Genomic DNA, 13329 nt, shown 5'->3' with positions numbered 1-13329 from the left:
CTGCCCATCCCCCATATCCTAGGGGAATGACAAAACATTATTTCGACAAAGCCTACGCGGCGCGGGACACGCAGGTGATCCGCAGCCTTTATGACGAATGGGCCGGCAGCTACGACGAGGATATCAAAGCGCAGGGCTATGCCACGCCCGACCGCGCCGCTGCCACGCTCGCTGAATTTCTGGACAACAAAGACGCACCGATCTTCGATATCGGCTGTGGCACAGGGCTGTCTGGCGCGGCCCTAAAACAAGCGGGCTTCACCACCATTGACGGCGGCGATGTCTCTGCCGCCATGCTGGCAGTGGCTCGAAAAAAAGATATATACCGCAATTTGTTAGAGCTCGAAGTTGATGCCCCTCTCCCCTTCGCGCCCGGCAGCTATGAAGCGATCAGCGCCATCGGCGTGATCGGCCCCGGAGCCGCGCCGATCAGATTGTTCGACACGTTGATGCACGCATTAGAAAAGGGCGGTAAACTTCTGTTTTCGCTCAACGAAAAGGCGCTCGAAGATCGCGGCGCCCTGGGCATGATTCATGAGTGGACCGACTGCGGCGCGGCGATCCTGCTTTTTGCAGAGGAAGGCCCGCACCTGCCCGGCATCGACTTGAAGTCTACCGTCTATCTGATTGAAAAGAATTGACGCTTACCACCAGATTTGCCCCATCCCCGACCGGTCCGCTGCACCTTGGCCACGCCTATTCGGCACTCTTGGCTCATGATCTGGCCAAAGCAGCGGGGGGAAGGTTCCTGCTGCGTATCGAAGATATCGACCAATCCCGCGCGCGACCCAAGTGGGAGGCGCAGATCTACGAAGACCTCGCATGGCTTGGTATTGACTGGCCGCAGCCTGTGATGCGCCAATCCGACAGAATGGCGGCCTACCGCAGTGCCCTTGATGACCTCTGGGCGCGCGGCTTGCTCTATGCCTGCACCTGCAACCGCCGCGACATCGCCGCGGCCACCAGCGCCCCGCAGGAGGGCGCAGAGCCCGTCTATGGCCCCGACGGCCTGATTTACCCCGGCACCTGCCGTGACGCAGGCCATCCAAAAGCCTCCGGCGCGCTGCGGCTTGATATGCGTAAAGCCTTGGCCTTTTTGGGCAATCGCGCGCTGAGCTTCACCGAAAACGGCTATGGCCCGAATGTTGAAACCGGCGCGATCACCTTCTCCCCGGATCAGCTTATCGCCACGGTCGGTGATGTGGTCTTGGCCCGGCGCGACATGGGCACGTCCTACCACCTTTCCGTCGTACTCGACGATGCCGCACAGGGGATCACGCTTGTCCCGCGCGGGGCCGACCTTTTTGCGGCGACCTATATCCATGTTGTGCTGCAGGCTTTGCTCGACCTGCCAACGCCGCATTATCACCATCACCGGCTGATCCGGGATGACGGCGGCAAACGGCTCGCCAAACGCGATGACGCCCGCGCCATCGCGCTCTACCGTGAGAATGGAATGACGCCCGAAGATATTCTTTCTATGGTCGGGCTTTAGCGCGCGGCCTTAATCCACCGGCTTCATCAGTTCGACTTCTTCATCATCCTGAATCCCGGTGTAAAAGCAACTGCGCCGCCCAGTGTGACAGGCGGGACCGGTCTGGTCCACAAGTACCAACAGGCAATCGCGGTCGCAATCGACCCGCATTTCAACTAGTTTTTGCACATGGCCACTGGTTTCGCCCTTTACCCAGAACGCCTGCCGCGAGCGGCTCCAATAGGTGACCTTGCCCGTCTCAAGGCTGCGCGCGATGCTCTCTGCGCTCATCCAGGCCAGCATCAGCACCTCATGTGTCTCCACGTCCTGCGCGATGGCGGGGATCAGGCCCGCCTCGTTGAACTGAAGGCTTGCAGGATCGAAAGTCATCGGGCACCTCGTGGAAATATTTGCATCTGTCTCTGCGGCGCTTATGTAGGGTTTCAGTACGAAAAGGAACAGCCCATGTCGGATGAGACGGACCTCATCAAGCTCTACTCCGCGCGTATCTTGGCGCTTACCGCAGAGATCCCGCATCTGGGCCGGATGGAGGCCCCGCAGGCCAGCGTGAAGCGCCGCTCGCCGCTCTGCGGCTCGACCGTGACGGTTGATGTGCGCGTTGAGGAAGGCCGTCTGGCCGAGATGAAACAGGACGTGAAAGCCTGCGCCTTGGGGCAAGCGGCTGCGGCCGTTGTGGGCGGTGCCGCGCCCGGTGCCTCGCTCACGCAGATCACCACCGCCCGCGATCAACTGCGCGCCATGCTCAAGGGCGAAGGGCCGGTGCCGGACGCCCCCTTTGACGGTTTCGAAGTGCTGACCCCTGCCGCGGCCTATAAAAACCGCCATGCCTCCATCATGCTGAGCATCGAGGCGCTGACAGAGGCGATCCAACAGGCCGAAGCCCCGGCGGAAGCTGGCGAGCGCTAAGCGCAGCCTGCCGCAGCCCACCTTCCCCAATATTCAACAAAAAAACGCCGCACATCCTGCGAAGGATGGCGGCGTCAGTCGGCGTTCCTCATGTTGGGACCCGCTTTGCCAGAGGCCGACGCGGACAGGCAAGTCGGTGCATCAAATTGGGACGGATGCAGCAGACAAAGCGGCATGAGAGCCTTTGGCAGAACTCAGATAAAGGCGGGCAGATGCAACCCGACGACCAGCATCACGATCAAAGCGGCGGCCCCTGCTGCATCTTGCAGCAATGTGGCCTGCGATCTGAGGGCGATAGATTTCAGGGCAGTGTAAGTCATCATCAGTACCTCCTTATCTTTGTTGCTTCTTTGTTCTCATTTTTACCCATCGATGTAAAGAACTTTTTGAGAACATTCGCGAACATAAAGAGATATTAGGCGCTAACCCACTGTTATCAAACGGATCGCCTCGTCCTGCCGCATGAGCCATAGCAACAGCCTTACCGCCCTGCCGCGCGGCCCTTCGAGGGTGGGATCATCAACCAAAAGCTTTCGGGCATCCGATTGCGCCACCGCCATCAAACCCGCCTGACGCTCCAGATCGGCCACGCGAAAGCGCGGCACGCCCGATTGCGCGGTGCCGATAAGATCGCCCGTGCCGCGCATTTTCAGATCGGTTTCGGCAATGACGAAACCGTCTTCGGATTCGCGCAGCACCTCAAGCCGTTGCCGGCCCGTATCGCTGAGGGGGGCTTGATACATCAAAAGACAAGTCGACGCCCCGGCGCCCCGCCCGACACGGCCGCGCAACTGGTGCAACTGCGCAAGGCCGAAAATCTCGGCCCGCTCCACCACCATGATCGTCGCATTGGGCACGTCCACGCCGACTTCGATCACCGTGGTGGCCACCAGCACCTTGGTTTCTCCCGCTTGGAAGGCACGCATCGCCGCGTCCTTTTCGGCGGGCGGCATCTGCCCATGGACCAAGCCCACAACCCCTTCGCCCAACGCCGCGCGGAGCCGTTTGAACCGGTCTTCCGCCGCCGTCAGATCGCTGACTTCGCTTTCTTCCACCAGTGGGCAAACCCAGTAGCATTGCCGCCCTTCGCTGATGGCGTGACGCATCCGGTCGATGACCTCATCCATCCTTGAAGTCGAGACCAGCGCCGTGCGAATGGGCTGCCGACCGGGGGGCTTTTCGTCGAGGATGGAGACATCCATATCACCGTATTGCGCCAGCGCCAGACTGCGCGGGATCGGTGTGGCGGTCATCACCAGCACATCCGCCAGCCGCCCTTTGCGGCCCAATTCCAACCGCTGCCGCACGCCAAAACGGTGCTGTTCGTCGACCACCGCAAGGCGCAGATCGGCAAAGCTCACATCCGCCTGAAACACCGCATGGGTGCCAACGAGGATCTGGATGTCGCCGAGTTCCAGTGCCGCAAGCTTGGCCCGCCGCTCTGCCCCTTTGTCGCGCCCGGTGAGGAGTTCCAGCACCACGCCCGCCTGTTCCGCCAACGGTTGCAGCCCCATAAGGTGCTGACGCGCAAGGATTTCCGTCGGCGCCATCAGCACCGCTTGCCCGCCCGCCTCAACGGCGCGCAAAAGCGCCATGAAGGCGACCAGCGTCTTGCCCGCCCCCACATCGCCCTGCAACAGCCGGTTCATGCGTGTCTCGCGGCCCATGTCGGCGGTGATCTCTTCGACGGCGCGCTGCTGTGCGTCGGTGGGCCGATAGGGCAAGGAAGACAACACCCGCTCTTGCAACCGCCTGTCGCCCCGGTTCGTCCGCCCCATCTTGCGCCGCTCATTCTGCCGCGCCAAGGCGAGGGTCACTTGATGGGCAAAAAGCTCATCATAGGCCAGCCGCTCCCGCGCCGGGGCCGTGGCGGTGAGGTCTTGCGCGGTTTGCGGGTCATGCGCGGCCTCTGCGGCGGCGGCGAAATCGGGCCAAGGGGCCTGCGCCACCTGCCCGGGATCGGCCCATTCGGCCACCTTCGGCAGCCGTTTCAAGGCGCCTCGGGTGGCCTTGTACATTACCTTTTGCGTCAGCCCAGAGGTGAGCGGATAGACCGGCTCAAAGTCAGGAATATCGCCCGCTTGATCTTCCGGCACGGCGAAATCCGGGTGGACCATCTGCGCCATCCCGTCAAAAAACTCCACCCGGCCCGAAACGATGCGGCGGCTGCCTTCGGGCAATTGCCGCTGCCAATAGTCGCCGCGCGCGTGGAAATAGACCAGTTGAAAACTGGTCTGCGCGTCCTCGACCGTGATGCGGTAAGCGCCGCCTTTATTGCGTGCCGGACGGTGTGCGCCGATGGTGACGGCCAGGGTGAGTGTCGCAGGCAGATGCGCGTCTTTCACACTGTCCCGCAGACGGCGGTCGATCCCGGAATGTGGCAGGGTAAAGATCAGATCGCGCGGCGCTTGGATGCCCAATTGGCCCAGCAATTGCGCTGTCTTTGGCCCCACCCCTTCGAGCGTTTCGAGCCCCGCGAATAGCGGGAAAAGCTGTTCCGGTCTGCCGCTCATGTGCCTTCGATCAAGGCGAGCCAGCCATCTTCATCCATCGTCTCGACCCCCAAATCGGCGGCCTTCTTGGCCTTGGACCCCGCCCCCGGCCCGGCGACCAGAATATCGGTTTTGCCGCTGACCGAGCCTGAGACCTTGGCCCCCAAACGCTCCGCCCGGGCCTTGGCCTCAGCCCGGCTCATCTTCTCCAAAGTGCCGGTAAAGACGACGGTCTTGCCTGCGACGGGGCTGCCTTCGGTGTCGGGGCGTTCCGCCGGGATCACGGTCAGATGCGCCACCAACCGGTCGATTGAGGCACGCTCTGCCTCTTGCGCAAAGGCCGAAACCAGCGAACCCGCCATGACGCTGCCGACGCCATCGACGCCAATCAGATCATCCCAAGCAGGGCCGTCGAGCCCGCGCGCCTCGGCCATGGCAGCCTCAAAACTGTCCCAATCGCCGTAGTGCAGCGCGATCAGGCTCGACGCCGCCTCGCCAACATGGCGAATACCAAGGGCAAAAATCAGACGCGCCATCGGTATTTCACGGCGATCTTCGATGGCCTGAAACAGGTTATCCGCCGATTTCGGCCCCCAGCCTTCGCGGTTTTTCAACTGCTGCACGCCGCTGCCGTAACGCTCTTTCAAGGTGAAAATATCCGCAGGCTCCGCGATCCAGCCGTCATGGTAAAACTGTTCGACCTGTTTGGCCCCCAGACCGTCGATATCAAATGCCTTGCGGCTGACGAAATGGATAAGCTTTTCAACGGCCTGCGCCGGGCAGATCAACCCACCGGTGCAGCGCCGCACCGCATCGCCCGGCTCCCGGATTGCATCCGACCCGCATTCCGGGCAGGTGGTGGGATAGACAAAGGCTTCGGCATCAGAGGGACGTTTCGACAGGTCCACGTCGGCCACTTTGGGGATCACATCGCCCGCGCGGTAAATCTGCACCCAATCGCCGACGCGCACGTCCTTGCCGCCGCGGATTTCGGCGCCCTTGCTGTCGAGACCTTTGATGTAATCTTCGTTGTGCAGCGTCGCGTTGGAGACGACGACCCCGCCCACCGTGACCGGCTGCAACCGCGCCACGGGCGACAAGGCACCGGTGCGCCCAACTTGAATGTCTATCCCCTCAAGCCGGGTCCACGCCAATTCGGCGGCGAATTTATGGGCGACGGCCCAACGCGGCGTGGTGGAGCGAAAGCCAAGCCGTTCCTGAAGCGCGAGATCGTCGACCTTATAGACCACGCCATCGATGTCATAGCCCAGCGTGGCGCGCTGCGCTTCGATCTTTTCGTAATGGGCGACCATATCACTTGGCCCGTCACAAAGCGCGGTCAGAGGGTTGGTCGAAAATCCCAGTTCCGTCAATCGGTCAATCGCGCCCTTCTGCGTCTCAGCCAAGGGTTCCGAGAGCGCACCCCAAGCATAGGCGAAAAACTGCAATGGCCGGGCGCGGGTAATCTCTGCGTCGAGCTGCCGCAGGGATCCGGCAGCGGCATTGCGCGGGTTGGCAAAGGTTTTGCCGCCCCTTTCTGCCTGCCGCGCGTTCAGTGCCGCGAAATCGGCGTGGCTCATATAGACTTCGCCGCGCACCTCCAGCAGGTCCGGCGCGTTCTTTAACTCTTGCGGGATGTTTTCAATGGTGCGGGCGTTGGCGGTGACATTTTCGCCCACCGCGCCATCGCCCCGCGTGGCGGCCTGCACCAGCACACCCTTTTCGTAGCGCAGGGACAGCGACAGCCCGTCGATCTTGGGCTCGGCCGTATAGGCCAGTGGCGCATCCGACCCCAGCCCAAGGTATTTGCGGATCCGGGCGTCGAACTCAGTGACTTCCTCGGCGTCGAAAGCATTGGCGAGCGAGAGCATCGGCACCGCATGTCGCACCTTGCCGAACCCTTCGGCGATCGGCGCGCCGACTTGCTCTGACGGGCTGTCAGCGCGCTTGATGTCGGGGAAGCGCGCTTCGATCGCGGCATTGCGCCGCTTCAGCGCGTCATATTCCGCGTCGGAAATTTCTGGTGCATCTTCCGTATGATAGGCGGTGTTCGCCGCGTTCAGCACCTCGGCCAGCCGGGCCAGCTCCGTCTCTGCCTGCGCTTTGGTCAGCGCTTCAACCTCGATCTGGGATGTCACGATCTGCCCCCGACATTGTCACCTGTGGCTTAGATAGGTGGCGATCAGGGGCAGGTCTAGCGATTTTAGGTCCGGTTGATGGCAGATCAGGCGCTGGCGGCCAGATCCATCTGCGCCGGTTCGGGATCGCGCAGCACATAGCCCCGGCCCCAGACGGTTTCGATATAGCTCTCTCCGCCTGTGGCTTGGCTGAGCTTTTTGCGCAGCTTGCAGATAAAGACATCGATGATCTTCAGTTCAGGCTCATCCATGCCGCAATAGAGGTGGTTGAGAAACATCTCTTTGGTCAGGGTCGTGCCCTTGCGCAGGCTCAGCAGTTCCAGCATCTGGTATTCTTTGCCGGTCAAATGCACGGGGCTGTCGTTGACACTGACGGTCTTGGCATCAAGGTTTACGGCGACTTGCCCCGTCTCAATCACCGATTGGGAATGGCCTTTGGAACGACGGATGATGGCGTGGATCCGGGCCACCAATTCTTCGCGGTGAAATGGTTTGGTCAAATAATCGTCGGCACCAAATCCAAATCCCCTGAGTTTGTTTTCCGTATCGTCGGACCCCGACAGGATCAGGATCGGCGTTTCAATCCGCGCCAGCCGCAATTGGCGCAGCACATCATGGCCGTTCATATCCGGCAGATCGAGGTCGAGCAGGATCAAATCATAGTCATAGAGCTTGGCCAGATCGATCCCCTCTTCGCCTAGGTCGGTGGCATAGACGTTAAGATTCGCATGGGTCAGCATGAGTTCAATACTGCGAGAGGTCGTCGGGTCATCTTCAACTAACAATACACGCATTCGGTTTCTCCGGCTCATCTAGGACGATTGGCTAATCTTGAGCAAAAAAGGTTAACTACCCGTTACCGATACTAGATAGGCTAGCTTAACAACTTAAAGTTGTCTATACTTTTTCAAGGCAGTGGCCTTCAGCGCGGCCTCTCCATGCTCTGTAACCGCATGCAACCATTCCATAAATTCGTCATCGCTAATGCCATAACGCTCCAGCGCTTCGGATTGGGTGATCAGCCCATAGACCACCCCCCGCACCACCGCTGCCTTGCGCGAGGCGACCCACCTTCGCGTATCTGCGCCGGGCAAATCGGCGCGTGACATCACGCTCCCGTCAGCGAGGGTAACAGACCGTGGCCCATCGACTTTTTTCAGGTACATCGCATCATCCGCCATTGTTCTGGCGGCCAATAACCCCCATCTGCCTTAACGCGGCGTGAAGCCTGCCCTTGTGACTAGGTAGGATTTTCCTATATTCGCGCACAAACTCCGGAGAGACCCATGGCCCTTGATCAGACCCCGCCGCTCAATTCGCTTGGCTTTGCCAAGGCACCTGCCGACACGCGGGTCGTCGTGGCGATGTCGGGTGGTGTGGACAGTTCCGTTGTGGCGGCCATGCTCGCCGACGAAGGTTATGACGTCGTGGGCGTGACCCTGCAGCTTTACGATCACGGCGCCGCGCTGGCCAAAAAAGGTGCCTGCTGCGCGGGCGTCGACATTCAGGACGCCCGCCGCGTGGCCGAAGAGATGGGCTTCCCGCATTACGTGCTGGACTATGAGAACGTCTTTAAGGACGCCGTGATCGATGAATTCGCCGACAGCTACCTCGGCGGAGCCACGCCCGTGCCCTGCATCCGCTGCAACGAGCGGGTCAAGTTCAAGGACTTGCTGGAAACCGCCAAGGATCTTGAGGCCGACTGTATGGCCACCGGTCACTATATCCAGCGCAAGATGGGCGAAAACGGCCCCGAGTTGCATGCTGCTGCCGATGGCAACCGCGACCAAAGCTATTTCCTATTCTCCACCACCGAAGAACAACTCGACTACCTGCGCTTCCCGCTGGGCCACCTGCCGAGCAAGGATGATACCCGTGCGCTGGCAGCAAAATATGGGCTGGTGGTGGCTGACAAACCCGACAGCCAAGACATCTGTTTCGTCCCCAACGGCGACTATGCTGCGGTGATCCGCAAACTGCGTCCTGAGGCTGCCGATCCGGGTAATATCGTTGATACCGAAGGCAATGTGCTGGCGAAACATGAGGGCGTGATCCACTACACCATTGGCCAGCGCCGGGGCTTGGGCATCGGCGGTCTGGCGGATCCGCTTTATGTGGTGAAGTTGGATGCTGAGCGCAAAGAGGTCGTTGTCGGCCCGAAATCCATGCTCGCGACCCGCAAAATCCCGGTGCGTGAGATCAACTGGCTGGGCGATGAACCCCTGACCTCGCGGTCAGAGTGGAACATCACCGTGCGCGTGCGCTCCACCCGTCCGCCGCGCGATGCGATCCTGCGTCCGATCAGCGCGACAGAGGCTGAGGTTGAACTGCTGACCGCCGAGGAAGGTGTGTCACCGGGTCAGGCTTGCGTGTTCTATGATCCTGAAAGCACCCGTATCTTCGGGGGTGGCTGGATCCACCGGGGCTAGGCGCGCCTACAGCCGCGCAAGCACGGCGCGCGCGGCCCGCAGGCCCGGCGCCTCGCCATCCTGCCCCAAGCGCTCCATCGTCAGCGCCATTGCGTCCTTCTGTGCGCCGGGTGCGCGCAGCACCTGCAAAACGCCTTCGGCAATGGGTCCGGGGCGGCAATTGGCGCCGATAAATTCCGGCACCACGCGGGTTTCTGAGACCAGATTAACCAGCGTCACCGTATCCACCCGCAGCATCCGCCCGATGATCTGGCGGCTGATCCAGTTCATGTCATAGGCGATGACCATTGGCGTGTTCACCGCAGCCAGTTCCAGAGACACGGTGCCCGAGGCCGCCAGCGCTACATCCGCCGCGCGGAAGGCGGCGCGTTTGGTGGCGGTGAACTCTTCGGACGCCATATCACGCGGGTCCAGCACCAGCGGGTTGCCGGCCCAATTGCGCGTCACCTGTTTGACCAATGCCGCCACCGGACTGGCCGCTGGCACCACGACGCGCAAGGCCGGCTCCGCCTCGACCAGCCGCGCGACGACCTGCTGGAACACTGGCGCCAGCCGCGTGACCTCGCCCCGGCGCGAGCCGGGCAACGCCAGCAACAGCGGTGCATCGGCAAGACGGTGCTCGGCGCGGAAGGCCGCAGCGGCGGCGTCATCGGCCACAGGCTCGGCCACCACCGGGTGACCCACGAAATCACAGGCCATACCCGCCGCTTCCATATAGGGCGGCTCAAAGGGGAAAAGCGCCAGCACATGATCGACAGAGCGGGCCATCTTCTCAGCCCGACCGGGGCGCCATGCCCAGACCGTCGGGGCAACGTAATGCACTGTTCGGATGTCGGATTTCTCTTTCACCTTACGCGCCACACGCAGAGAAAAATCGGGGCTGTCGATGGTGATGAGCACATCTGGTTTGGTCTCAACCACCGCCTGCGCCGTCTCATTGATCCGGTCCATCAGCGCGCGATATTTGGGCAGGATCTCCGCCAGCCCCATGACGCTGAGCTCGTCCATGTCGAACCGGCTTTCCAACCCCTGAGCCATCATCATCGGCCCGCCGATGCCGTCGAAGGTCACCTCGGGGCAAAGCTCTTTCAGCCCCGCCATCAGCGCGCCGCCCAACCGATCGCCCGAAGGCTCGCCTGCCAGAATGAACACCTTCACGCCGCGCCCCCCTCTCGGACCCAGAGCACCAGCCCCAGTTCATCGGCCAGCGCCGCGCAGGCGTCGCGCTCCAGCAGCATCACACCGTCTGCTTTGACCACCACGCCCGCCAGCCCCGCCGCATGGGTGGCGCGCAGCGTGTCGGGGCCGATGGTGGGCAGGTCAATCTCGCGGATTTGGCCCGTTTTCGGACCTTTGCAGAGCACCGCTCGCGCCCCGCGCACCATCTCTGGCAAGGTCGTCAGCAAGTGATCCGTGCCGCCGATGGTCTCAACCCCGTAGACCTGCTCACGCCCAATCACGCAGGCCTGCCCGATGTCGAGCGTGGCCAAGCCATCGAGCACGGCAGCACCACGCGCGGCATCCCGGCGCATCTGCTCATCTGGCAACTCCCGCGACAGCACACCGCTGTCGGCCAACAAGTCGGGCACCAGTTCATCGGCCCCGACCACCCGAAGGCCATGGTCTTCGAAAATCGTCTTGATCACCTCAAGCGCGCCATTGTCGCCCGCGGCCAGCGCCTGTTTGAACTGCGGCACCAAAGGTGCTGTGCGGATATCGAGCTTTGCGGGGTCCAGCGTGGGCCGGTCGATAGCCCCGCACAGACACACATCTCGAATACCCACGCCCAAAAGATGCGCCAGAAGGCTGCCCAAGGTCTCCAAACGAAAGGTCAGATCGGGCTTCAACCCATCGGGCGCGCAGCCCTCATAGGCGCAGACCAACGGCGGCTCGGCCTGCGCTGCCGCCACCCGTGCGGGCAAGCCGCCGCGCCCGGCGATCAGCGCAAGGCTCATTTCGGCGTCAGGAAATGACGGCCCGTGTCGGCCATGACAAAATCGACGATCTGGCGAACGTAATCGCTTTGGGTTTCGTCGCCCAAACGCCGCGCTCGGTCCGAGAATGTACCCTCGCCCTGCGCGAGCATCTGAAACGCTGCCCGCAGCGCCGTGATGTCGCTCCGTGCCACGCCCGCGCGTTTCAGCCCGACAAGGTTCAGCCCGTCCAGATCACCCCGCGGCGCTTGGACAAGCCCATAGGGGATCACGTCATTGGTCACCATGGTCACCGCGCCAATGATCGCGCCTTGACCGATGCGGACCCATTGATGGATGCCCGAAAGCCCGCCAATGATCACGTCATCTTCAAGCACGCAATGCCCCGCCACGGCGGCGTTGTTCACCACGATCACGCGGTTGCCGACGATGGCGTCATGGGCAATGTGACAGCCCGCCATGAACAGCCCGTCGTCGCCCACGCGCGTCACCCCGCCACCGCCTTCGGTGCCACAGTTCATGGTGACATGTTCGCGGATGCGGTTGCGTTCGCCAATCACCAGACGGCTGGCTTCGCCCTTGAACTTCAAATCCTGCGGAATCTCACCGATCACCGCGAAAGGAAAGATCACCGTGCCCGCGCCAACCTCGGTCTGGCCAGTGACGACGACATGGGATTTCAACTCCACATCCGCCTTCAGCACAACCTGTGGCCCTACCACGCAGAAAGGGCCGATCTTGACCGAAGGGTCGATCTGCGCGCCCTCTTCGATCACGGCACTGGGGTGGATATTGCTCATGCTGCGTCCTGTGGCAGGTCCAACATCGCCATGAATTCGGCCTCGGCGGCCATTTCGCCCTCGACCGTGGCAACACCGCCGAATTTCCAGATTTTCGCACCCGGCTTGCCGCGCAGAGTTTTCAGGTCCATCCGCAGCACATCGCCGGGGCCAACCTTGCGGCGGAACTTACATTTGTCGATCGACATGAAATAGATCAGCATGTCGCGGTCCTGCATGCCAAGGGCGGTGCCCACCATCACGCCTGCTGTCTGCGCCATCGCTTCGACAATGGTGACGCCCGGCATGATCGGCGTGCCGGGGAAATGGCCCTGAAAATGCGGCTCGTTCATGGTGACGTTTTTGTAGCCGACAGCACTCTCGGTGCCCTTGATCTCTTCGACCTTGTCGACCAGCAAAAAGGGATAGCGGTGCGGCAGGATGCGCTGGATCAACTGGATATCGGCGCGCAGCAGCTCTTCGGTCATGGACTGTCCTTTGTCTCAGAAGGTTGCTGAATGGCTACCAATTCAGGCGGCTGGGGGCAAGCATCCCCGCGGAACGCGCGGATCAGTCGGCGTCGGTCAGCCCGGTTCCGATCGCCTCATCCAGCAGGGCAATCGCCTCATCCGTGACCTCAATCACCGAGGAAGAAACAAAGACCCGCCGCCGCTCAAGAATGACCGCCGCATCGGAATTGCGCATCAACTGCTCAAGCACCGGGGCCGCGGCAGACAGGAACCGCTCCCGCTCAAGATCCAACGCCTCGCTCAGCGCCCGGTTTTTCGCCGCCTGCTCTGTCCTTGTGCGCTGGACCTTCTCGTCAAAGGCATCGGCCAGAAGCCGGAACTGAGCGGGCTTCATCTGCGACCGTTTTTCGGTGAGTTCGCGTTCTTCCGCCTCTAGTGCCGCTTCAATCTCGCGGTTTTCGGTGGCCAGTTGCTCACTCTCGGCTTCGATCTCGCGGGTGACGCGCTGGCCAAAGGCACTGTCGCGGAACAGGCGCTCGGAATCGATGGTCAGCACGGGGCTGATCACACCGCCCCGCGCGGGGGCTGGCGTGTTTGTTTGCGGCTCTGCCACAGGGGCCTGCTGCGCGAGGCCGGGGGTGGCCCCGGCCAGCATCATCACCAAGAGGATGAAAGCGCGGCGCATG

15 protein-coding genes are annotated in these 13329 nt (G+C 61.9%); 4 read left to right on the top strand and 11 right to left on the bottom strand.

The window, feature by feature from the left end; translation table 11 throughout:
- The first annotated feature begins 26 nt into the window (after window positions 1–26).
- Together R1T45_RS12585 and gluQRS are read left to right on the top strand one after the other, a co-directional pair.
- Complete coding sequence (locus R1T45_RS12585) at window positions 27–641, top strand: class I SAM-dependent DNA methyltransferase (protein ID WP_120351200.1); 615 nt, start codon at window positions 27–29, stop codon at window positions 639–641.
- Window positions 638–1495: a tRNA glutamyl-Q(34) synthetase GluQRS gene (gluQRS, locus tag R1T45_RS12580; RefSeq protein ID WP_317389224.1), complete on the top strand. Its 858-nt coding sequence runs from the start codon at window positions 638–640 to the stop codon at window positions 1493–1495. The genes R1T45_RS12585 and gluQRS overlap by 4 nt, the downstream gene beginning before the upstream one ends.
- Window positions 1496–1504: 9 nt before the next feature.
- Here gluQRS and hisI read toward each other — a convergent pair whose 3' ends face one another.
- Entirely contained in the window at window positions 1505–1864 is a 360-nt protein-coding gene (hisI, locus tag R1T45_RS12575; protein WP_120351202.1) for a phosphoribosyl-AMP cyclohydrolase, read from the bottom strand.
- Window positions 1865–1939: 75 nt separating this feature from the next.
- Here hisI and R1T45_RS12570 point away from each other — a divergent pair, with 75 nt between their 5' ends.
- Complete coding sequence (locus R1T45_RS12570; protein WP_317389223.1) at window positions 1940–2401, top strand: iron-sulfur cluster assembly scaffold protein; 462 nt, start codon at window positions 1940–1942, stop codon at window positions 2399–2401.
- A 194-nt stretch (window positions 2402–2595) separates the two neighbouring features.
- Here the strand turns inward: R1T45_RS12570 and R1T45_RS12565 are convergent, their stop codons facing one another.
- From R1T45_RS12565 to R1T45_RS12545, 5 genes are all read right to left on the bottom strand, one after another.
- Window positions 2596–2724 carry a hypothetical protein gene (locus R1T45_RS12565; protein WP_259944545.1) on the bottom strand — a complete coding sequence of 43 codons (129 nt, stop codon included), beginning with the start codon at window positions 2722–2724 and terminating at the stop codon, window positions 2596–2598.
- Between the two features lie 99 nt (window positions 2725–2823).
- The gene (gene recG, locus R1T45_RS12560; protein WP_317389222.1) at window positions 2824–4914 is read right to left on the bottom strand and encodes an ATP-dependent DNA helicase RecG; all 2091 of its coding nucleotides are present in this window, start codon (window positions 4912–4914) and stop codon (window positions 2824–2826) included.
- Window positions 4911–7031 carry an NAD-dependent DNA ligase LigA gene (ligA, locus tag R1T45_RS12555; RefSeq protein ID WP_317389221.1) on the bottom strand — a complete coding sequence of 707 codons (2121 nt, stop codon included), beginning with the start codon at window positions 7029–7031 and terminating at the stop codon, window positions 4911–4913. Before ligA ends, recG begins: the two co-directional genes overlap by 4 nt.
- 86 nt (window positions 7032–7117) lie before the next feature.
- The gene (ctrA, locus tag R1T45_RS12550) at window positions 7118–7825 is read right to left on the bottom strand and encodes a response regulator transcription factor CtrA (RefSeq protein WP_317389220.1); all 708 of its coding nucleotides are present in this window, start codon (window positions 7823–7825) and stop codon (window positions 7118–7120) included.
- A 93-nt stretch (window positions 7826–7918) separates the two neighbouring features.
- Window positions 7919–8197: a DUF1153 domain-containing protein gene (locus tag R1T45_RS12545; RefSeq protein ID WP_067939991.1), complete on the bottom strand. Its 279-nt coding sequence runs from the start codon at window positions 8195–8197 to the stop codon at window positions 7919–7921.
- Between the two features lie 120 nt (window positions 8198–8317).
- Between R1T45_RS12545 and mnmA the strand changes: the two genes are divergently transcribed.
- The gene (gene mnmA / locus R1T45_RS12540; RefSeq protein WP_007120433.1) at window positions 8318–9460 is read left to right on the top strand and encodes a tRNA 2-thiouridine(34) synthase MnmA; all 1143 of its coding nucleotides are present in this window, start codon (window positions 8318–8320) and stop codon (window positions 9458–9460) included.
- A gap of 6 nt (window positions 9461–9466) precedes the next feature.
- Here the strand turns inward: mnmA and lpxB are convergent, their stop codons facing one another.
- The 5 genes from lpxB to R1T45_RS12515 form a co-directional block, all read right to left on the bottom strand.
- Window positions 9467–10618, bottom strand: coding sequence for a lipid-A-disaccharide synthase (gene lpxB / locus R1T45_RS12535; protein ID WP_317389219.1), 1152 nt, complete (start codon window positions 10616–10618; stop codon window positions 9467–9469).
- Window positions 10615–11415 carry an LpxI family protein gene (locus R1T45_RS12530; protein ID WP_132443288.1) on the bottom strand — a complete coding sequence of 267 codons (801 nt, stop codon included), beginning with the start codon at window positions 11413–11415 and terminating at the stop codon, window positions 10615–10617. The genes lpxB and R1T45_RS12530 overlap by 4 nt, the downstream gene beginning before the upstream one ends.
- Window positions 11412–12194, bottom strand: coding sequence for an acyl-ACP--UDP-N-acetylglucosamine O-acyltransferase (gene lpxA, locus R1T45_RS12525; protein WP_067916428.1), 783 nt, complete (start codon window positions 12192–12194; stop codon window positions 11412–11414). Before lpxA ends, R1T45_RS12530 begins: the two co-directional genes overlap by 4 nt.
- The gene (gene fabZ / locus R1T45_RS12520) at window positions 12191–12661 is read right to left on the bottom strand and encodes a 3-hydroxyacyl-ACP dehydratase FabZ (protein ID WP_317389218.1); all 471 of its coding nucleotides are present in this window, start codon (window positions 12659–12661) and stop codon (window positions 12191–12193) included. The genes lpxA and fabZ overlap by 4 nt, the downstream gene beginning before the upstream one ends.
- Window positions 12662–12743: 82 nt before the next feature.
- A complete protein-coding gene (locus R1T45_RS12515) occupies window positions 12744–13328 on the bottom strand; it encodes an OmpH family outer membrane protein (RefSeq protein WP_132443286.1) in 585 nt (194 codons plus the stop codon).
- Window position 13329: the final 1 nt, after the last annotated feature.

This window comes from Sulfitobacter sp. LC.270.F.C4, from assembly GCF_032922545.1.
Lineage (GTDB): Bacteria > Pseudomonadota > Alphaproteobacteria > Rhodobacterales > Rhodobacteraceae > Sulfitobacter > Sulfitobacter profundi.
Note: the sequence above shows the minus strand (reverse complement) of the source record. Positions and strands in the feature narration are given on the sequence as shown.